The organism is Curtobacterium sp. MCLR17_051 (assembly GCF_003234395.1).
GTDB lineage: Bacteria > Actinomycetota > Actinomycetes > Actinomycetales > Microbacteriaceae > Curtobacterium > Curtobacterium flaccumfaciens.
On the sequence record NZ_QKTA01000005.1, the window covers coordinates 106,713 to 127,521 of the forward strand.

The window sequence follows — 20,809 nt, forward strand, 5'->3', positions numbered from 1 at the left end:
GTCTACCGGTAGTTCGCAAGCGACAGGAGTACAGCGCATGAGCCGTCGGCGAACGTGGGTCGAGATCACCATCGTCCTGCTGCTCTCGCTCGGTGCCAGCGCCCTCTACTCGATCCTGCAGATCATCGACGACCTGTCCCAGACGACCCCGCTCGGCGAGCAGTCGACGGCGCTGAACACCTCGTCGACGACGGTGCAGTACGTCGACCTCGCCCGGCAGCTCCTCGGCATCGCGGTGGACCTGGCCCCGGTCGCGCTCGTCTGCTACCTGCTGTGGAGCACGTCGCGACCCCACCTGGGCCGGCTCGGGATCGACCGGTTCCGGGCGAAGCCGGACCTGGGCGGCCCGGCACTCATCGCCCTGTGCATCGGGATCCCGGGGCTCGCGCTGTACTTCGCGGGGCGGGCGCTCGGCATCACGGTCGCGGTCGACCCCGCCGCGCTCAACTCGTACTGGTGGACGGTCCCGGTCCTGCTGCTCTCCGCGATCCGCTCGGGCCTGCAGGAAGAGGTGATCGTGATCGGGTACCTCTACGCCCGTCTCGGCGACCTGGGCTGGGGCCGCTGGCAGATGATCCTGTCGACCGCTCTGCTGCGCGGCAGCTACCACCTGTACCAGGGGTTCGGGGCGTTCATCGGCAACGCGGTGATGGGCGTCGTGTTCGGCTGGATCTACACGAGGTGGGGCCGACTCCTGCCGCTCGTCATCACGCACGCACTGCTCGACGCGGTGGTCTTCGTCGGGTACCCCTGGGTGGCGCACGCGTTCCCGCAGTTGTTCTCGTAGGCCGCGGCGCGCTGCTGGCAGCTCGCGCACGCGTCGCTGGCCGTTCAGCGCGTCGCGGGCGCATCCACAGCCCCCGCTCAGCGCGCCGAGGGGCAACCACCGCCGGGCCGCCCTACCGTGAGACGCATGAGCATCCCCGCGATCGGCGAGTCCGCCCCGTCGTTCACCCTGCCGGGGATGGTCGTGCGCGGCGGCGTCCGCTCCGACGACGAGTACGACCTGTCCGGCGAGATCGGCCGCACCGTGGTACTGGCGTTCTACCCGGGCGACGCGACGGCGGTCTGCACGGCCCAGCTCTGCAGCTACCAGGCCGAACTCGACGAGTTCACCGACCTCGGCGCGACCGTGTGGGGCATCAGCCCGCAGGCACTCGACTCGCACGAGGGGTTCGCCCGCGGGTCCTCGCTCGCGTTCCCGCTGCTCAGTGACACCGCGGGCTCGGTGATCCGCGCCTACGGGGTGCAGGCACCGGGCATCGGCCTGCGTCGGTCGGTCTTCGTGATCGGCCCCGACGGCGTGGTCCGGTGGCGGCACGTCGGCCTGGTCGGTCTGCGGTTCCCGAAGGCCGAGACCATCCGCGAACAGATCGAACTGCTCGTTTCGTAGTCCTCGGCGTGGGATTCCCCTGAATGCGTCGCGATGGGGTATTGACACCCCAACTGGGGGCGACGACCATTGACGGCACGAGGGTCCGTCCAGGATCTGCCTCCCCGGGGAATCGGGTCGTCCGGAGATACGCGCCGGTGTGTCACACCCGCTCCCCGGGCGTCTCCGGGGAGGCATCTCGTACCCTCGTCCGGTGCCCACCACCATCGTCGCCCCCGGCCTGCGCGCCCTCGCCGTCGTCCTCTGGGTCGTGGCCGTCGTGCTCGTCCCACTGGCGCTGCTCGGCGGCGGCGCCCCCTGGCTCGTGCCGATCCCGAGCATCGCCGTCGCGTTCGTCGCCTGGGCTGCGCTCTGGCGTCCCCGGATCGAGCTGACGCCGGAGCACCTGCGCATCGTGGACGTCCGGCGGACCAGCACCTACACCTGGTCCCGCATCAGCGAGGTGCGCACGAAGTACGGCCTCGAGGTGGTCACCAGCGAGGGCGTCCGCCGCGTCTGGATCGCGACCCGTCCGACGGCGCGTCTCGCCGCGCACACCGGTGACCAGCCGGGAGGCCCGGATCGCCTGGACGTCGACGCTGCGGCCGCGCGGATGCTGGCCCACGTGCCCGCCCCGGCCGAGCAGGACGGCCCACCTCCGTCGACCGTGACGGCTGCGCCGATCACGCACCGCACCCACGGCTGGACGATCCTGGCGATGGTCGTCCTCGGGGTCGCGGCGTCGCTGGCGGCGGCACGGTTCTGACGGTCGGGCGGTCGCGCAGTCCTCGCGGCCGTGCCGCTCGGACAGTGCCCCGACGCAGAACGACACCCCCGACGTCGTGCGACGTCGGGGGTGTCGTTGGGACTTTCCTTCCACAGCTGTGCTCAGCGGTAGAAGCCGACGGTCTCCTCGCGGTTCGGCGTGATGCGGTTCACGACCCGAACGATCTCACCGTTGGATCCCTTCTTGTACACCTTGTTGGGCTTGTACGTGTAGCAAGTGCCAGAAGTGATCACCTTGTAGACGCCCGAATCCCAGAACGTTCCGCTGGCCCCAGTCGAGTTCCGCGTGTACGGCGACAGCGTCGCCTGCCCGCCACCGGTGCGGCTGAAGCACACACGGAAGCTCACCAACCGTGCGCTGGTCGACTTCACCTCACTGAAGGTTGCAGTGGTCCGGTAGACGTTGGTCTTGCCGCTGTCGTCCTTGAAGGTGTTCGACCCACCGACGACCGTGCTCCCGCCGATGTGCACGATGACGACCTCGGCAGCGCTCGCCGACGTGGCGGTGAACCCCAAGAACGCGAGCGTCATCGCTGCGACGCCCATCATCATCTTCTTCTTTCGCATGAATTTGCCCCTTGTCTCGCGAAGGGCGATAGCCCCTACCGCCCTCGGCAAGGGTTGCAGGACACAACATCACGCGTCAAATGAAGGTCCTGGCAGTTGAGCAGCCGACAGGCCCGGCAAGGAACGACACCCCCGACGTCGTGCGACGTCGGGGGTGTCGTTCGTGTGCGGTGGCGTTCGTGAACGCGGTCGCGACTACTTCGTGTAGCCGACGTCCTGCCACTTGACCGACGACTGCTGGAACTGCGCCGGACCGTAGTTCACCAGGTCCTTGCGCACACCCCAGGCGTACGGCTCGGCGAACAGCGGGATGGTGCCGGCGACCGCGACGATCTTCTTGTCGATGGCCTGCGCGTCCTTGATGCGGGCATCCGGGTCGAGCTCGCCGTTCGCCTTGTCCCACGCGGCACCGAGCGAGTCGTCCGTCACGCCGGAGTAGTTCTGGCCGGCGTCGGCGGGGTAGTAGATCGACTTCAGCGACGAGATCGGGAACGGGGTGCCCTGCCACGCGAAGTACGTGGCGTCGAAGTCACGGGTCGTCGTGGTGATGTACTTCGTGAAGAAGTCGTCGGTGGGCACGGTGTCGATGGTCACCTTGAAGCCGGCGAGCTTGGTCTGCTGCTGCACGAGCTGCGCGACGTTCGCCGAGTTCGGGTTGTCCGACGGGATCACGAAGCGGACGTCGAGTTCCTTGCCGCCCTTGGTCGCGTAGCCGTCCGAGCCGATCTTCCAGCCGGCGTCCTCGAGCTTCGACTTCGCCTTGTCGGTGCTGTAGCCGTAGACGCTCGACGCGTCGTCCTCGTAGCCCTGCTGTCCGGGCAGGTAGACGAGGTTGTTGAGCACGTCGCCCGGGCTCTTCACCGGCGACAGGATCGCCTGGGCCACGACCTTGCGGTTGATGGCCTGTGCGAACGCCTGGCGCACGTCCTGGTCCTTGAAGACGTCCGAGGTGCCGTTCAGCGTGATCTGGCGCTGCGTGGTGCCGAGCGAGCGCTCGATCTTCGAGTCGGAGCGCGAGTTCGCCGTCTTGAGGTTGTCGGCGCTGCCGTTCAGGTTGAAGGCGTCGAGCTCCTTGTTGCCGTACGCCTGGGCGACGCCGTCACGCGAGACCGTCTTGAAGACGATCGTGTCGAGCTTGCCCGGGTCACCCCACCACTTGGAGTTCTTCTCGAAGGTCACCACGCCACCGTTGGTGTCGAAGGACTTCAGGATGTACGGACCACCGGAGACGTAGGTCTTGCCGTCGGCGGCGTACGGCGCCTTGGCCCAGGCCTTGTTGAAGTGGTCCGGGGTGTCGACGGCCCAGTACGGGTAGATGGCGGTCAGGACGCTCGCCCAGTCGGCGTTGGTCTTCGAGAACGTCATGATGACGTCACGCTCGTCGGAGCCCTGCTTGACCGAGTCCACGTCCTCCCACACGTTGGTGGCGAGGGGCGCGAACGCCTTGTTCGTGCCGTTCAGCGCCTTCCAGTTCGCGATGACGTCCTTCGCGCTGATCGGGGTGCCGTCCGACCACACGGCCTTCGGGTTGATCTTGATCTCGACGGTCTGGGGCGAGTCCTTGGTCAGCTCGACGGACGTCGCGTAGTCCTTGTTCGCCTCCCACTCGCCGTTCTCCTTGAACTGGATGAAGCCCGGCAGGTACGTCTGCGAGATCGTCGTGTCGTCGACGGTCCCCGAGTCCAGGTTGAGCAGCTGCCAGTTCGCCGGAGCCGTGTCGATCGGCAGGGTGATCGACCCGCCGTCCTTGACGTCGGCGCGGTCCGCGACGGTCCAGCCGGTCGACTTCAGCGACGACTCGGCGACCGCGGAGTTGTCGCCGCCCGCTTCTCCGCCGCCGGAGCAGCCGGCCAGCACGACGGCAGCTGCCGCAGCGGTGGCCAGGACGGCGATGCCCTTGATCCTCTTTCGCATGGCGAGGATTCCCTTTCGTTGTGGTTCGCGCAGATCGCGCTGGACCGCGGCGGCCCCCGCCGTCGCGCCTGTTGGTTGAGAACCCTAGCCACATCCGAAGGCGGCACAAGGGTCTGTGCGATGAATCGAAACACGCTCGTAACGAATGTTGCATAGCGTCACTTCCGTTGTCCCACCCAGTCGCTCGAACGGCTAGCCTGTCGCCACCGACAACGCCGTCCGGTCGGACGGCCGCACCCAGAGGTCACGAACCACATGCTCGCCTTCATCGCAAAGCGGATCGTCAACTACATCGTCCTGACGATCGTGGCGACCACGCTCGGGTACATCCTCGCCAGCACGACGCTCAACCCGGCCGCCCGGTTCCTGGGGCGCAACCCGGCCGTGCCGCCGGGCACCATCCAGGCGTCGCTCCGCAAGCTCGGCGCCGATCCGGACACCCCGCTCCTCGTCCGCACCTGGGACTGGTGGGTCGGGCTGGTGACGCACGGCTCGCTCGGCATGAGCACCCGCGGCACCGAGGTGACGGCCGACATCATCGCCCGCTCCGGGACGAGCCTGCGGCTGCTCGTGATCGGCACACTGCTCGGCGCGATCCTCGGGGTGCTCCTCGGCGTCTGGAACGCGGTCCGGCAGTACCGCACCTCCGACCAGGTGTCGACGTACCTGTCGTTCGCGGTGCTCGCCACCCCGACCTTCGTCATCGCGGTCGTGCTGATGATCCTCGCGACCACGCTCAACCAGGGCGTGGGGACGCAGGTGATCCGGTTCACCGGCGAGTACACGCCGGGGGTGACCGGGTTCTTCCCGGTGCTCGGCGACCGGCTCGTGCACCTGTTGTTACCGACGATCTCGCTGACCATCGGCGCCGTCGCCACCTACTCGCGCTACCAGCGCTCGGCGATGCTCGACGTGCTGTCGAACGACTTCATCCGGACCGCACGGTCGAAGGGCCGCACCCGCGGCTCGGCGATCATGCGCCACGGTGTGCGGGTCGCCCTCATCCCGATGTCGACCTTCTTCGCGTACTCGTTCGGACTCATCCTGACCGGCGCGAGCATCACCGAGCTGGTCTTCAGCTGGCACGGCATGGGCGAGTACTTCGTCCAGAGCATCAGCAACAACGACATCAACGCGGCGTCGGGCACGATCCTCTTCACGGCGATCCTCGTGCTCATCGCAGGGACCCTCGCGGACCTGCTGTACGCCGCGCTCGACCCGCGAGTGAGGGTGTGACCCGTGTCTGTTCTCGACCCCACGACCACGACCACCGCCGGTGACCCCGGCGACGGCAACGCCGGGACGCCGGCGCACGTCATCGAGGTGAAGGGCGGCCGCACCCCGCTCTGGCGCAAGGTGTTCGGCACCTGGCGCGCGCGCATCGGCGGCAGCGCCCTGCTCCTCATCATCCTCTGGGCGTTCCTCGGCCCGTACCTCTACCACTGGAACGCCGTCGACTCCGACGGACTGGCGTTCGGCATGCCGCCGAGCGCCGCGCACTGGTTCGGCACGAACGACATCGGCCAGGACATCTACGCGCAGACCCTGGTCGGCCTGCAGAAGTCGCTGCTCATCGGCCTGATCGCCGGTCCGGCAGCGACCCTGATCGCCGGCATCGTCGGCGCGATCGCCGGGTACTTCGGCGGCGTGACCGACCGGCTGCTCGTGTGGGTCATCGACCTGCTGCTCGTGATCCCGTCGTTCTACGCGCTCGTGCTGCTCAGCCCGGTGTTCAAGAACCTGACGTGGGTTGCCCTCATCGTCGGCCTCGCGGTGTTCAGCTGGATGGTGATGGCCCGGGTGATCCGCGGGCAGACGATGTCCCTGCGCGAGCGCGACTACGTCAAGGCCGCCCGGTTCATGGGCGTCCCGGCGTTCACGATCATCCGGCGGCACATCCTGCCGAACGTGGCGTCGCTGCTCATCATCGACGCCACGCTCGGCGTCGGCGCCGCGATCCTGGCGGAGAGCTCGCTGAGCTTCTTCGGCTTCGGCATCCAGATCCCCGACGTCTCGCTCGGCACCCTGCTCGCCGCCGGCAGCCAGTCCGCCGTCACCCGCCCGTGGCTCTTCGTCCTGCCCGCCGCGACCCTCGTCGCGACCGTGCTCTCGACCAGCCTGCTCGGCGACGCCCTGCGCGACGCCATCGACCCCACCTCCGGAGCCAACCGTGACTGAGCCGCTGCTCACCGTGTCCGACCTGTCGGTCACGTTCAACCCGAAGACCAAGCCCGTCTACGCGGTCCGGGGTGTCGACTACTCGGTGGCCCCCGGTGAGTTCCTCGGCATCGTGGGCGAGTCGGGTTCCGGCAAGTCGGTGTCCTCGATGGCCGTGATGGGCCTGCTGCCGTCGTCCGCCCAGGTGCAGGGCAGCATCCGGTTCGACGGGCAGGAGCTCGTCGGCCGGAACGACCGTGAGATGTCGGCGCTGCGCGGTCGGGACATCGCGATGGTGTTCCAGGACCCGCTGTCCGCCCTGACGCCGGTGTACACGATCGGCCAGCAGATCATCGAGGGCCTGCGCCTGCACGACCGCTCCCTCACCCAGCACGCCGCACGCACCCGCGCCGAGGAACTCCTGCGCATCGTCGGCATCCCGAACCCGGCGCGACGACTCGACGCGTTCCCGCACGAGTTCTCCGGCGGCATGCGCCAGCGCGCGATGATCGCCATCGCCATCGCGAACGACCCGAAGCTGATCATCGCGGACGAGCCCACCACGGCGCTCGACGTGACGATCCAGGCGCAGATCCTCGACGTGCTGCAGACCGCCAAGGACATGACCGGTGCGGCCGTCGTGCTCATCACGCACGACCTCGGCGTCGTCGCCGGCAACGCCGACCGCGTCGCCGTGATGTACGCCGGCCGGATCGTCGAGACGGCGCCGGTGCTCCCCCTGTTCCGCGAGCCGGTGATGCCGTACACGATCGGGCTGCTCCGCTCGATGCCGAACATGACGTCCGCCCGCACCGAGCGGCTCGTCCCGCTCGACGGCCGCCCGCCCCTGCTCACGCAGAAGCCGACCGGCTGCCCGTTCGCCGACCGCTGCCCCGCCGTCATCGACGCCTGCCGCGACGGCGAGCCCGCCCTCGTCGCACCGACGGTGCCGCAGAGCGCCGACAACCCGGTCCTGACCGGTGCCGTCCAGACGATCGGCAACGGCACCCTGCTCGACGACCACACCGCCGCGTGCATCCGTCGCGACGAGATCGCCGCGGGCACCCTCGAGCGCTCGGAGATCTTCCCCCGCCCCGAGGACGTCCCCGAGGCAGCGGTCGACCACGGCGACGAGGTCGTGCTCGAGCTGCAGGACGTCGTCAAGACGTTCCCGCTCACCAAGGGCGCGCTCTTCCGCCGGCAGATCGGCGAGGTGCACGCGGTGGACGGCATCTCCCTGACGCTCAAGCGCGGCCAGGTGCTCGGTCTGGTCGGCGAGTCCGGCTGCGGCAAGACGACCACCATCATGGAGATCCTCGAGCTCGCCGGTGCCCAGCACGGCACCATCCGGGTGAACGGCGTCGACACCGCCTCGCTGTCCAAGAAGGACCGTCTGGCACTGCGCCGCGACATCCAGGTCGTGTTCCAGGACCCGATGGCGTCGATCGACCCGCGCCTCGACATCGGCTCGGTGATCGGTGAACCCCTCACCGTGCACGGCGTCGCGAAGGACGAGATCCGCCGGCGGGTGCGCGAGGTGCTCGAGCTGGTCGGGCTCGAGCCGAGCTACATCGACCGGTACCCGCACGAGTTCTCCGGCGGCCAGCGGCAGCGCATCGGCATCGCCCGTGCGCTCATCGTCGAGCCGAAGATCCTGGTGCTCGACGAGCCGGTCTCCGCGCTCGACGTCTCGGTGCAGGCCGGTGTGATCAACCTGCTCGAGGACCTCAAGCACCGCCTCGGGCTGTCCTACCTGTTCGTGGCGCACGACCTGTCCGTCGTCCGGCACATCGCCGACGACGTCGCGGTCATGTACCTCGGCCGCATCGTCGAGTACGGCGACGGCGACGCGGTCTTCTCGGACCCGCAGCACCCGTACACCCGGGCCCTGCTGTCGGCCGTGCCGGTGCCGGACCCCATGGCCGAGGCCGCCCGCGGGCGCATCCTGCTCGACGGCGACCTGCCCTCCCCCACGGAGCGCATCGACGGCTGCCGGTTCCGCACGCGCTGCCCGCTCTACCAGCTCCTCGACGAGGGCCGGCAGGAGCAGTGCCGCACGATCGACCCGGGTCTCGAGCCCGTGCACGGCCGCGGTGTCGCCTGCATCCAGACCGACCAGGAGCACCTGCTCACCGAGCGGGTCGGCGCGGCCGTCTGACGACGCTGGTCACGTCGTGGACGTGACCAGCAGACGGACGGGAGGCCCGGAGCACGTCGTGCGCCGGGCCTCCCGTCCGTCCTGTGGTCGCGATCGCGAGCCGCGTCAGGCTCCCAGCCACAGGCTGAGCAGCGAAGCGGCGAGGAGCGCCAGCGCGGCTGCGCCGACCGTCAGGGCCGGCACGTCCCAGCCGCGCACGGCGTCGCCGGCACCGGCGCGCTCGCGGTGCTCGGACCAGCGGTCGAGCAGCACGGTCATCTCGTCGGGCTGTCGCAGGACCGCCCGCTCACCCCGCCGGGCCGGTTTCGGCCGCGGCAGCGACGGGCCGCCCCAGCACTGGACCTTCCGACCGGCGACGGTCTCGATCACGATCTGCCAGCGGAGCCGGACGTCGGCGACGGCCTGCCACGGCACCACGGTGCGGCGGAGCGGGTTGACCACGGTGACCGCGCGCTCGTCGATGACGATGCACGGGCGGTAGGTCAGGACCCAGAGCCCCCAGACGAGCACGGCGATCGGGCCGGCGGCGCGGAGGACGACGTCCCAGCTCCCCCGGAACGCCGCATCGCCGAGCAGGAACAGGCCCAGGACGGCGACGAGGCCGGACGCCACCGCGCCCCCGCGACCAGCGCGGAGGACGACGGGGCGTCCGGCCTCGTTCGTGTCCAGGTGGATCAGCGTCCGAACTCGAACCCGGCGCCGGGGATGGCGGCCAGGAGGTCCTTCGTGTACTGCTCCTTCGGGGCGGCGAAGACCTCGTCGGTCGTCGCCTTCTCGACGATCTGCCCACGGCGCATGACGCACACGTTGTCCGCGACGAGGCGGACGACCGCGAGGTCGTGCGTGATGAACAGGTACGTCAGGCCGAGCTCGGTCTGCAGCTCGGTGAGCAGGTCGAGGATCTGGCCCTGCACGAGCACGTCGAGCGCGGAGACGGCCTCGTCGAGGACGATGACCTCCGGCTTGAGCGCCAGCGCGCGGGCGACGGCGATGCGCTGTCGCTGGCCGCCGGACAGCTCGTTCGGGTAGCGGTTCACCATCGACTTCGGCAGCGCGACCTGGTCGAGCAGCTCGAGCACCCGGGCGCGACGCGAGGCCTTGTCGCCCACCTTGTGCGTGGCGAGCGGCTCGGCGATCGTGTTCCCGACGTTGTACATCGGGTCCAGGGAGCCGTACGGGTCCTGGAACACCGGCTGCACGCGGCGGCGGAAGTCGAAGAGGTCCTTGCCCTTCAGCGCGCCGATGTCGATCCCGTCGAACTGCACGGTGCCGCTCGTGATGCTCTCGAGCTGCAGGACGAGCTTCGCGACGGTCGACTTGCCCGAACCGGACTCGCCGACGAGCGCCGTGGTGGTGCCCTTCTGGATCGAGAACGACACGTCGTCGACGGCCTTGAGCTCACGGGTGGCGAGGCTCTTGCCGCGCAGCTTGTAGACCTTCTCGAGGTTCTTCACCACGATGAGGTCCTCGGCCGGACGGTGCTCGCGTTCCTGGGCCCGGGCGATCAGCTCGGCGTCGTCGTTGCCGGCGTCGGCGATGTCGACGCGCGCGTGCTGCACCTTCGACTGGATGCGACGGCTGGCCAGCGACGGGGCCGCCGCGACGAGCCGCTGCGTGTACGGGTGCTGCGGGTTGGCGAGGATCTCCTTCGAGGGACCGGCCTCGACGACCTGGCCCTTGTACATCACGACGAGCTTCTCGGCACGCTCGGCGGCGAGGCCGAGGTCGTGCGTGATGAACAGCACCGAGGTGCCGAAGTCGCGGGTCAGGCTCTCGAGGTGGTCGAGGATGACGCGCTGGACGGTGACGTCGAGCGCACTCGTCGGCTCGTCGGCGATGAGCAGCTGCGGGCGGCTCGACAGACCGATGCCGATGAGCACGCGCTGGCGCATGCCGCCGGAGAACTCGTGCGGGTACTGCTTCAGGCGGGTCGAGGCGTCGCCGAGGCCGGCCTCCTGCAGGACCTCGACAGCACGGTCACGGACGGCCTTCTTGCCGGTCGCCATGCCGTTCGCACGGATCGCTTCTTCGACCTGGAAGCCGATCGACCACAGCGGGTTGAGGTTCGACATCGGGTCCTGGGGGACGTAGCCGATCTCCTTCCCGCGGATCTCCGACATCTCCTTGTCGCTCAGCCCGACGAGCTCGCGCCCGTTGAACTTGATCGAGCCACCGGTGACCTCACCGGTGCCGGGGAGCAGCTTGATGATCGCCTGGGCGCTCGTCGACTTGCCCGAACCGGACTCGCCGACGATGGCCAGCCGCTCGCCCTGCTCGAGGGTGAGGTTGACGCCGCGGACGGCCTGCACGAGGCCGCTCTGGGTCTTGAAGCCGACCTGCAGGTCGGTGATCTCGAGCAGCGGCGCGCCGGAACCACCGGTGCGGCTGCTGTTCGTCTGGGTCAGTGTCTCGCTCATCGGCGGGCCCTCGCCTTCGGGTCGAGCGCGTCGCGCACCACGTCACCGAGGAGCAGGAACGCGAGCACGGTGATGGACAGGGCTGCCGACGGCCAGAAGATCGTCGACGGTGCCGTTCGGATCGAGACCTGTGCGGTTCCGATGTCGAGGCCCCAGCTGAGCGCTGAGTCCGGGAGCCCGATGCCGAGGAACGACAGGGTCGCCTCAGCCACGATGAACGTGCCGAGCGACACCGTCGACACGACGATGACCGGGGCCACGGAGTTCGGGATCACGTGACGGACCAGCGTCTTGAAGCGGCTCACGCCGAGCGCGGCCGAGGCCATCACATAGTCGGACTGCTTCGCGCTGAGCACGGCACCACGCATGATGCGAGCGATCTGCGGCCAGGCGAACGCGGCGAGGACCAACGCCACTGTGATCGCGTTCCGCGCCGGGATGACTGACATGATCACGATTGCGCCGAGCACGGTGGGGATGGAGAAGAAGATGTCCGCGATGCGGGACACGATCGTGTCGAGCCATCCGCCGTAGAAGCCGGCGAGAGCGCCGATGATGACACCGACGATCGTGACCAGCACCGTGGCGACGATGCCGACGATCAGCGAGTTCCGTGCACCCCAGATGACACGTGAGTACACGTCGTAGCCCTGGCGGTTGTACCCGAAGATGTGGCCTGCTTCCGAGCCTTCGTTGCTCTTGGCGAGGATCGCCTTCCTCGGGTCGATGTGCGTGAAGAGGCCAGGGAACAACGCCACGACGATGATGAGCAGGATGAGCACGGCGGACACCCAGAACATCGGGCGGACACGCATGGAGTCCCAGGCATCGGTCCAGGTGGACCGGGTCTTCTCGTTCTCGTCGACCTGGTCGACCGCTTGGAGCGGGGTCTCCTCGATCGGAGCGACGTAGTGCGTCGCCGAGCGGGATGCGGCGTTACTTGGCATAGCGGATCCTCGGGTCCAGGACGGCGTAGAGCAGGTCGACCAGGAGGTTGGCGAGCATGAAGATGATGACCATCACGGCGACGAACGACACGACGGTCGGTCCTTCGCCGAGCTTGACGGCCTGGAACACCGTGCCACCCACACCGTGGATGTTGAAGATGCCCTCGGTCACCACGGCGCCGACCATCAGGTTGCCGATGTCGACACCCAGGTACGTCACCACGGGGATGAGCGAGTTGCGGAAGATGTGCACGCCGACGACACGACGACGGGGCAGGCCCTTGGCCGTCGCGGTGCGGACGAAGTCAGCACTCATGTTCTCGGCGACGCTCGCGCGCGTCAGACGCACGATGTACGCAAACGACACCGAGGCGAGCACGATCGCGGGCAACACGAGTTCGTCCCACGGCGCTTCGCCGGACACCGTCACCCGGAACAGTCCGAGGTTGATGCCGAAGACGTACTGCAGCAGGAACCCGACGACGAAGGTCGGGACCGAGATGAGCAGCAGCGACACGACGAGTGCGGTGGCGTCGAACAGCTTGCCCTTGCGCAGACCAGCGATGACACCGACGACGATGCCAGCGACCGATTCGAAGAGCAGCGCCAGGATCGCCAGACGGGCGGTGATCGGGAACGCCGAGGCGAGCTGCGAGCTGACCGGCAGACCCGAGTACGTCACGCCGAGGTCGCCGCGGAACACGCCGCCGATCCAGAGCAGGTACTGCACGATGAACGGCTTGTCGAGGTTGTACTGCTGTCGCAGCTGCTCGATCACCTGCGGTGTCGGCTGACGGTCGCCGAACAGCGCGGCGATCGGGTCGCCGGGCAGCGAGAAGACCATGAAGTAGATGAGGAACGTGGCCCCGAAGAACACGGGGATGAGTTGCAGGAGGCGCTTGCCGAGGTACCAGAGCATCAGATCACTGCCCGGTCCGGAGCGATGTCGATCAGGTTCATTGTGGTGAGGGGTGGACGGTCCGAGGGTCGGCACGGAAGTCCGGTGCGGGAGGGCGCCCGCGGTGTGGGGGAAGGTCTTACCGCCGCGGTACGGGGGTTCGGGGGCCATGTGGCCCCCGAACCCCCGTCCGGTGGTCGCGAGGCAGGATACCTGCTCGCGTGGTGGTCTCTACGAGACCAGGGTCAGTTCTTGACCTCGACGTCGTAGTACAGCGGCACCGAGTTCCAGCCGAACTTGACGTTCGACACCTTGTCCGCGTTCCAGACACCGGTCACGTTGGAGTACCAGAGCGGGATCTCGGGCAGGTCCTCGAACAGGAGTTCCTGAGCCTGGTCGAAGATCTTGTTGCCCTCTTCGACAGTGGCTGCCGAACGGCCCTTCGCGAGCAGCTCGTTGTACTCGGCCGAGTCGTAGCGCGCGTAGTTGCTCGACGAGCCCTTGCCCATGGTCGGGCCGAGGAAGTTGTACAACGAGGGGTAGTCGGCCTGCCAACCGGTGCGGCTGCCGCCCGTGAGCTTGTCGTTCGTCTGGAGGTCGAGGGCCTCCTGGAACGTCGGGATCGCGTTGCCTTCGGCCTTGATGCCGAGCGTGCTCGAAATCGAGTTCGTGACCGCGGTCACCCATGCCTGGTGGCCACCATCGGCGTTGTACGTGATGGTGAGGGTGTCGTCGTACTTCGAGATCTTGTCGGCCTCGGCCCAGAGCTTCTTGGCCTCGGACTTGTCGTACTCCAGGACGTCAGAGCCCTCGAGGTCGTCGTTCCAACCGGCGATCACCGGCGAGGTGAAGTCCTTGGCCGGGGTGCGGGTGCCGTCGAAGATCTTGTCGGTGATCTCCTTGCGGTTGATCGCCATCGAGACGGCCTCGCGACGGAGCTTGCCCTCTTCACCCTTCCAGTGGTCCAGGTAGTAGGGCAGGTAGATGCCCTGGAAGATCGCGGCGGGCTGGTTGACGTTCGAGTCCGGGAAGTCGGACTTGTACGTCTGGAAGTTGGCGTCCGGCACGGCGTCGAGGACATCGAGGTTGCCGCCCTGAGCATCCGCGTAGGCGGTGTCCTGCGAGGTGTAGAACGTGATCGTCAGACCACCGTTCTTCGGCTTGCGCTTGCCCTCGTAGTCCTTGTTGGCGACGAGCTTGATGGACTGGTTGTGGGTCCAGGCCTTCTTGCCATCGAGCTTGTACGGACCGTTGCCGATCGGGTTCTCACCGAACGCCTTGGTGTCGTCGTAGAACGCCGACGGCAGCGGCACGAAGGCCGAGTAGCCGAGCGAGAGCGGGAAGTCGGACTGTGCCGACTTCAGCTTCACGGTGAACTCGTCGTCGTTCACGACCTTGAGGCCGGTGAGCTCGGAGTCCTTCTCGGCGTTGTACCCCTCGATGTTCTCGAAGAAGTACGAGGCGCTCTGCTTGTTCGAGAACTGGGCCGCCCAGTTCCACGCCTTCGTGAAGGACTCGGCGGTGACCTTCTCGCCGTTCGTGAAGGTGTAACCCGTGTTCAGTTTGATGTCGAAGGTCTTCGAGTCATCGGTGTCGATGCTCTTCGCGACCTCGTTGACGGGCTTGCCGTCGGCGTCGTACGAGACGAGGCCCTCGAACAGCGAGTCGATGACCTTGCCGCCACCGGTCTCGGTGGTGTTCGACGGGATGAGGGGCTTCTGCGGCTCACTCCCGTTCGTGGTGACGATCCCGGACGCGTTCGCCGAGCCCGAGCCACCCCCGTCGGAGCTGTTGCTGGAGCAGGCGGTCAGGGCGAGTGCTGTGGCCCCGAGCACGGCGAGGGCTGAGAGCCCGGCGCGCTTCTTGATCAAGGTTCCTCCTGGTGCATGGGACGCGCAGGGCACAGCGGTGTCGCCCGGGCGCGTTTGACCTTTGCAGCGTAGGCAAGGTGAACAGCGGCGTCCAAACCCAGGGGCGAACGGTTACACGCCGGTAACCAACTTGCACGATCCTTGCGACAAGATGCAACATTCGCGCGCGTGCCGGTGAAGGGTGCGTTTTTGTTGCATCCGCATGAAATCCATTGCACTCCGTCACACTTCTGTGCAAGTCGGGGGACGGCCGAGCATCGCTCAGGGGTACGGCTCGGGGGCTGCGTCGAGCGGTCAGGACCTGCCGTGGGTGGCACGCCGAGTGGTCACGAACTGTCGGTTGGCGCGGGTCCGGACGACGGTTCGTGACCGCTCGGCGGAACTGAGCGGGGTGTCGTGACCGCCCGGGACGGGACCGTGCCGCCCGCCGGACGCGACCGTGCCCCGCCCGGAGGACCGGACGGGGCACGAGGCGCTCAGCGACGGAGCGCAGGGCGACGACGAGGGTGCCGGCGCCGGTCGGGATCAGGCGAACGCCTCGATCGGCGGGCAGGCACACACCAGGTTGCGGTCCCCGTACGCCTGGTCGATGCGACGCACCGGCGGCCAGTACTTCCGGCCGCTGATGCCCGGCAACGGGTAGACGGCCTGCTCGCGGGTGTAGGCGTGCGCCCACTCCCCCGAGATCACCGACGAGGCGGTGTGCGGCGCGTGCACGAGCGGGTTGTCGTCCGCCGGCCACTCCCCGCGCTCGACCGCTGCAGCTTCGGCCCGGATCGCGAGCATGGCGTCGACGAAGCGGTCGAGCTCGGCGAGGTCCTCGCTCTCGGTCGGTTCGACCATGAGCGTGCCCGCCACCGGGAACGACATCGTCGGCGCGTGGAACCCGTAGTCGACCAGGCGCTTCGCGACGTCGTCGACCGTGATGCCGGTGGTGTCGCGCAGCGGGCGGAGGTCGAGGATGCACTCGTGCGCGACCAGTCCGTCGTCGCCCGTGTACAGCACGGGGAACGCATCACGCAGACGAGCCGCGATGTAGTTCGCCCCGAGGACCGCGGCCTCGGTCGCACGGGTGAGGCCCTCGAGCCCCATCATCCGGACGTACGTCCACGTGATCGGCAGGATGCTCGGGCTGCCGTACGGCGCCGCACTGACCGGGCCGCCGGCGTGGGCCAGGCGGTCGTCCGCCTCGGCGGCGGTCGCGCCGGAGCGCCGGTCGGCCTGCTGCGCGAACGGGTGGCCGGGCAGGAACGGTGCCAGGTGTGCCTTCGCGGCGACGGGTCCCACGCCGGGGCCGCCACCGCCGTGCGGGATGCAGAAGGTCTTGTGCAGGTTGAGGTGCGACACGTCGCCCCCGAAGTCACCGAAGCGGGCGTGGCCGAGCAACGCGTTGAGGTTCGCGCCGTCGACGTAGACCTGGCCGCCTGCGTCGTGCACGGCGTCGCAGATCTCACGGATGTCGTGCTCGTAGACACCGTGGGTGGACGGGTACGTGATCATCAGCGCCGCGAGGGTGTCGGCGTGGGCGGCGACACGGGCCCGGAGGTCCTCGAGGTCGACGTTGCCGTTCTCGTCGCAGGCCACGACGACGACCTTCATGCCGGCGAGCACCGCGGACGCCGCGTTCGTGCCGTGCGCGCTCGACGGGATGAGGCAGACCGTCCGGTCCTCGTCGCCACGAGCCTGGTGGTACCCACGGATGGCCAGCAGGCCGGCGAGCTCGCCCTGGCTGCCGGCGTTCGGCTGCAGGGACACCGTGTCGTAGCCGGTGACCTCGGCGAGCCACGACTCGAGGTCGCCGATCATGTCGAGGTACCCCTCGACGTCCTCGCGCGGTGCGAACGGGTGGATGTTCGCGAACTCCGGCCAGGTCACGGCGGCCATCTCGGTCGCCGCGTTGAGCTTCATCGTGCAGCTGCCGAGCGGGATCATGCCGCGGTCGAGCGCGTAGTCCTTGTCGGACAGGTGCTTGAGGTACCGCATCATGCGGGTCTCACTGCGGTGTGCGCTGAACACGGGGTGCGTCAGGTAGTCACTCTCGCGCTGCAGGGCGGCCGGGAGGCCCGTGGCCGCGTCGCGCACGGCGGTCTCGGTCGCGGGGACGGTCACGTCCACCGCCCCGAGCACGTTCGCCAGCGCCACGACGTCGTCGGGCGTGGTCGTCTCGTCGACGGACAGCTGGAACGTGTCGGCGTCCACGACGTGCAGCAGGTAGCCGGCGTCCTGCGCTGCCGCGACGATCGCCTCGGCGCGACCGACGGCCCGCAGGGTGAGCGTGTCGAAGAAGGCGTCGTGCACGACCTCGACCCCGGCGTCACGCGCCACGGCGGCGAGTGCACCGGTGGTCCGCGCGACCCGGCCGGCGATGAACCGCAGGCCCTCGGGCCCGTGGTAGACCGCGTACATCGAGGCCATCACGGCGAGCAGGACCTGCGCGGTGCAGATGTTGCTCGTCGCCTTCTCGCGGCGGATGTGCTGTTCGCGGGTCTGCAGGCTGAGGCGGTAGGCCATCTGCCCGTCGGCGTCGAAGGACACCCCGACCAGGCGACCGGGGAGCTGACGCTCGAGGCCGGCGCGCACCGCGAGGTAGCCGGCGTGCGGGCCACCGAAGCCGAGCGGGACGCCGAAGCGCTGGCTCGTCCCGACGGCCACGTCGGCACCGAGGTCGCCCGGGCTGGCGAGCAGGGTCATCGCGAGCAGGTCGGCTGCGACGACGGCGATGCCGCCACCGGCGTGGACCCGCTCGATGACAGACGACGGGTCGACGATGCGGCCCGAGGCGCCCGGGTACTGCAGGATGACGCCGAACGCGCCGTCGAGCTGGTCGTCGCTCGGGCCGTCGGCAGCGTCGAACGCGCGCAGCGTGATGCCCACGGCGTCGGCACGGTGGTCGAGCAGTGCACGGGTCTGCGGCAGCAGGTCGGCGTCGACGAGGAACGCGTCGCCCTTGACCTTGGACGCGCGGCGGGCGAGGAGCATGCCCTCGACCACGGCGGTGCCCTCGTCGAGCATCGAGGCGCCGGCGGTGGCCATGCCGGTCAGGTCGGACACCATCGTCTGGAAGTTGATGAGTGCTTCGAGGCGGCCCTGCGAGATCTCCGGCTGGTAGGGCGTGTACGCCGTGTACCAGCTCGGGTTCTCGAGCACGTTCCGCTGGATCACCGCGGGCGTGTGGGTGCCGTGGTAGCCGAGGCCGATCATCGCGCGGCGCACGGTGTTGCGGCCGGCCTTCGCGCGGAGTTCGGCGAGCGCCTCGGTCTCGCCGACAGCGGCCGGGATCACCGAGTCGGCGACTGGGCCGACGTGGATGGACTCCGGGATCGCCGCACGGACCAGGGCGTCGAGCGACGGCTGCCCGACGACGTCGAGCATGGCCTGCTGGTCGGCCGGGGTGGTGCCGATGTGGCGGTCGGCGAAGGACGTCTGGAGGTTCTCGAACGCGGTCATGCGATGGAGGCCCGGTACGCGTCGTGGTCCATCAGGTCCTCGGGGAACGAGGTGCCGTCGACCTTGATCTTCACGAGCCAGCCGGCGCCGAAGGGGTCCTGGTTGACGGTGTCGGGGGTGTCGACGACGGCATCGTTGACCTCGACGACCTCGCCCTCGATCGGGGCGAAGAGCTCGCCGACGCTCTTGGTCGACTCGATCTCGCCGATCTGGTCGCCGGCGGTGGTCGCGGTGCCGACGGCGGGGAGCTCGACGTAGACGACGTCACCGAGCTGCTCGGCGGCGTGGTCGGTGATGCCGACGGTGACGGTGTCGCCCTCGACGAGCAGCCACTCGTGGTCGGCCGTGTACTGGAGTGCGGTCTGGTCGGTCATGGGGTCAGCCTTTCGAGGCGCGGCGGTAGAAGGGGAACGCGGAGACCGTGCTGGGGACGGCAGTCCCGCGGACGTCGATGTGGAGGACCTGTGCCCCGTCCGACACGGCGGCGAGCGCGGCCGGGTCGACGAAGGCCATCGCGACGGGGTGTCCGAGCGTCGGCGAGAGCGCGCCCGAGGTCACGGTGCCGACGACCGTGCCGTCGAGCACGACGTCGTAGCCGGCTCGAGGAGCACGGCGGCCCTCGGTCACCAGACCGACGAGCACGCGGGCGTCCGCCGACGGGGTGACGCCGGCAGCACCGACGAACTCGCCGTCCTTCGCGACGACGCGGCCCAGGCCGGCCTGGGCCGGACGGACGTCGGTGCCGAGCTCGTGCCCGTACAGGGGCATGCCCGCCTCGAGCCGCAGGGTGTCGCGTGCGGCGAGCCCGGCGGGGACGACCCCGCGGTCGGCACCGGCCTCGAGCAGCGCGTCCCAGAGCACCGGGGCGGTGTCCGGGTCGGTGTAGACCTCGAAGCCGTCCTCGCCGGTGTACCCGGTCCGCGCGACGAGCACGTCGGCGCCGTCGAACAGCGCGTGCAGCACCCGGTAGTAGCCGAGCTCGTCGAGCGGGGTCTCGGGCTGCAGGCGGTCGGCGACGACGAGCGCGTCGAGCGTGCCGGCAGCCGCGGGGCCCTGGATCGCGACGAGGGCCGTCGTGTCGGAGTCGTCGGAGACCTCGACGTCGAAGCCGTCGGCCCGGGCGGTGAGCGCGGTGACGGCCACGTCGCGGTTGGACGCGTTCGCGACGACGAGGAAGACGTCGTCGTCGGTCCGGTACACGACGAGGTCGTCGAGGATCCCGCCGTCCTCGGCGAGCAGCAGCGAGTACTTGGCGCGGCCGATGGGCATCGTGCCGAACGAGCCGGCGAGCGCGTGGTCGAGGAAGGCGACGGCATCGCTGCCGGTCACCCCGATCTCGGCCATGTGCGACAGGTCGAAGACCCCGGCGGCCTGGCGCACGGCGTGGTGCTCGGCGAGGTCCGACGAGTAGCGCACGGGCATGCGGTACCCGGCGAAGTCGGTGAAGGTCGCACCGGCGGCCTCGTGCACGGCTTCGAGCGGCGACGAACGCTGACCCGGCGTGGGCAGTGGGGACGGACTCATGGCGGAGTTCTCCTGGCATCGGCAGGGCCCGGCGACGATCGCCGGGTGGAACTCCCCCTCTGTCATGGGCCTGAGAGTTTCACCGCGGCCCGTGAGGTCCGGCGGCTTTCACCGTGGGCGAGACGACCGAGCGTCTGCTTTTCAGAGTGGCCTGTCCGCTGCGGTGTGGGACCTGAGAGATTGACGGGGGGATTGCTCCTTCGGTGCCGTGCGTGCGCCCGAGGGCACGACGTACCCGGAGGTACGTGCACGGCGTCTCCCGCGACGGATGAACGGCCGGTGTGTTCAGTTGTCCGCGACGAGCATACCGAGGCCGCGTTTCGAGCGTGTGTCGCGAGCGAGCCTTCGACATCTCGTAGAATGCGGGGATGGCCGGACAACGATCGCGCCCCCGCGGGCAGCTGGAGCAGGCGGTGCTCGACGCCCTCCGCTCCGCCGACGCCGGGCTCACCGCACGCCAGGTGCTCGACGCGTTCCCGGAGCCCCGCCCCGCGCTGACGACCGTCCTCACCGTGCTCGACCGCCTCGGCCGCAAGGGCCAGGTGGAACGGGAGCAGCACGACGACGCTCCCCTGACGTTCCGCGCCGTGCACAGTCGTGACGAGCAGACCGCGTCGCTGATGTCGAGCGCACTGGCCGCGTCGTCCGACCGCGAGGCCGCGCTGCTGCAGTTCACCGGCTCGCTCGCCTCGGACGACCTCGAGGCCCTGCGCCGCGCCCTCGACGCCCGCGCCCGCTCCTGACCGGCTGC

Annotated in this window: 17 protein-coding genes and 1 riboswitch; of the genes, 7 read left to right on the forward strand and 10 right to left on the reverse strand. The window is 69.0% G+C overall.

All coding sequences use genetic code 11. The features are described 5' to 3' along the window. Positions 1 to 37 precede the first annotated feature (37 nt). From DEJ06_RS06645 to DEJ06_RS06655, 3 genes are all read left to right on the forward strand, one after another. Complete coding sequence (locus tag DEJ06_RS06645) at positions 38 to 787, forward strand: CPBP family intramembrane glutamic endopeptidase (RefSeq protein ID WP_035807570.1); 750 nt, start codon at positions 38 to 40, stop codon at positions 785 to 787. A 126-nt stretch (positions 788 to 913) separates the two neighbouring features. Further along, on the forward strand, positions 914 to 1,393 hold the full coding sequence (locus tag DEJ06_RS06650; RefSeq protein ID WP_111038811.1) for a peroxiredoxin: 480 nt from the start codon (positions 914 to 916) through the stop codon (positions 1,391 to 1,393). A 193-nt stretch (positions 1,394 to 1,586) separates the two neighbouring features. Then, positions 1,587 to 2,138, forward strand: a complete 552-nt coding sequence (locus DEJ06_RS06655; RefSeq protein WP_181433316.1) for a PH domain-containing protein — start codon at positions 1,587 to 1,589, stop codon at positions 2,136 to 2,138. Positions 2,139 to 2,260: 122 nt separating this feature from the next. Here the strand turns inward: DEJ06_RS06655 and DEJ06_RS06660 are convergent, their stop codons facing one another. Together DEJ06_RS06660 and DEJ06_RS06665 are read right to left on the reverse strand one after the other, a co-directional pair. Next, on the reverse strand, positions 2,261 to 2,725 hold the full coding sequence (locus DEJ06_RS06660; protein ID WP_111022610.1) for a hypothetical protein: 465 nt from the start codon (positions 2,723 to 2,725) through the stop codon (positions 2,261 to 2,263). A gap of 195 nt (positions 2,726 to 2,920) precedes the next feature. Next, entirely contained in the window at positions 2,921 to 4,639 is a 1,719-nt protein-coding gene (locus DEJ06_RS06665) for an ABC transporter family substrate-binding protein (protein WP_111038813.1), read from the reverse strand. Positions 4,640 to 4,894: 255 nt separating this feature from the next. Between DEJ06_RS06665 and DEJ06_RS06670 the strand changes: the two genes are divergently transcribed. From DEJ06_RS06670 to DEJ06_RS06680, 3 genes are read left to right on the forward strand one after another with little or no spacing between them, the layout of a single operon-like run. Beyond that, positions 4,895 to 5,875 (forward strand): ABC transporter permease, encoded by a 981-nt coding sequence (locus tag DEJ06_RS06670; protein WP_110864437.1) that lies wholly within the window; start codon positions 4,895 to 4,897, stop codon positions 5,873 to 5,875. A 3-nt stretch (positions 5,876 to 5,878) separates the two neighbouring features. After that, positions 5,879 to 6,817: an ABC transporter permease gene (locus tag DEJ06_RS06675; RefSeq protein ID WP_083404166.1), complete on the forward strand. Its 939-nt coding sequence runs from the start codon at positions 5,879 to 5,881 to the stop codon at positions 6,815 to 6,817. Continuing rightward, entirely contained in the window at positions 6,810 to 8,954 is a 2,145-nt protein-coding gene (locus DEJ06_RS06680; RefSeq protein ID WP_111038814.1) for a dipeptide ABC transporter ATP-binding protein, read from the forward strand. The genes DEJ06_RS06675 and DEJ06_RS06680 overlap by 8 nt, the downstream gene beginning before the upstream one ends. Positions 8,955 to 9,059: 105 nt before the next feature. On the opposite strand, the gene DEJ06_RS06685 is transcribed toward DEJ06_RS06680, so the two are convergent. The 8 genes from DEJ06_RS06685 to gcvT form a co-directional block, all read right to left on the reverse strand. Next, complete coding sequence (locus DEJ06_RS06685) at positions 9,060 to 9,566, reverse strand: PH domain-containing protein (protein WP_111038815.1); 507 nt, start codon at positions 9,564 to 9,566, stop codon at positions 9,060 to 9,062. A 62-nt stretch (positions 9,567 to 9,628) separates the two neighbouring features. After that, on the reverse strand, positions 9,629 to 11,371 hold the full coding sequence (locus tag DEJ06_RS06690) for an ABC transporter ATP-binding protein (protein ID WP_071404173.1): 1,743 nt from the start codon (positions 11,369 to 11,371) through the stop codon (positions 9,629 to 9,631). Beyond that, positions 11,368 to 12,318, reverse strand: coding sequence for an ABC transporter permease (locus tag DEJ06_RS06695; protein ID WP_111022608.1), 951 nt, complete (start codon positions 12,316 to 12,318; stop codon positions 11,368 to 11,370). Before DEJ06_RS06695 ends, DEJ06_RS06690 begins: the two co-directional genes overlap by 4 nt. Next, entirely contained in the window at positions 12,308 to 13,237 is a 930-nt protein-coding gene (locus tag DEJ06_RS06700; protein WP_111022607.1) for an ABC transporter permease, read from the reverse strand. Before DEJ06_RS06700 ends, DEJ06_RS06695 begins: the two co-directional genes overlap by 11 nt. A 224-nt stretch (positions 13,238 to 13,461) precedes the next feature. Beyond that, positions 13,462 to 15,087, reverse strand: a complete 1,626-nt coding sequence (locus DEJ06_RS06705) for an ABC transporter substrate-binding protein (RefSeq protein ID WP_111022606.1) — start codon at positions 15,085 to 15,087, stop codon at positions 13,462 to 13,464. A 525-nt stretch (positions 15,088 to 15,612) separates the two neighbouring features. Beyond that, on the reverse strand, positions 15,613 to 18,534 hold the full coding sequence (gene gcvP / locus DEJ06_RS06710; protein WP_111038816.1) for an aminomethyl-transferring glycine dehydrogenase: 2,922 nt from the start codon (positions 18,532 to 18,534) through the stop codon (positions 15,613 to 15,615). After that, positions 18,531 to 18,908: a glycine cleavage system protein GcvH gene (gcvH, locus tag DEJ06_RS06715; RefSeq protein WP_017887079.1), complete on the reverse strand. Its 378-nt coding sequence runs from the start codon at positions 18,906 to 18,908 to the stop codon at positions 18,531 to 18,533. Before gcvH ends, gcvP begins: the two co-directional genes overlap by 4 nt. 4 nt (positions 18,909 to 18,912) lie before the next feature. Then, positions 18,913 to 20,058 (reverse strand): glycine cleavage system aminomethyltransferase GcvT, encoded by a 1,146-nt coding sequence (gene gcvT / locus DEJ06_RS06720; protein WP_111038817.1) that lies wholly within the window; start codon positions 20,056 to 20,058, stop codon positions 18,913 to 18,915. Positions 20,059 to 20,209: 151 nt separating this feature from the next. Continuing rightward, a riboswitch (glycine riboswitch) is annotated at positions 20,210 to 20,330 on the reverse strand. Between the two features lie 96 nt (positions 20,331 to 20,426). On the opposite strand from gcvT, the gene DEJ06_RS06725 reads away from it, so the two are divergent. Next, positions 20,427 to 20,801, forward strand: coding sequence for a BlaI/MecI/CopY family transcriptional regulator (locus DEJ06_RS06725; protein WP_027464548.1), 375 nt, complete (start codon positions 20,427 to 20,429; stop codon positions 20,799 to 20,801). The last annotated feature ends 8 nt before the right edge of the window (positions 20,802 to 20,809 follow it).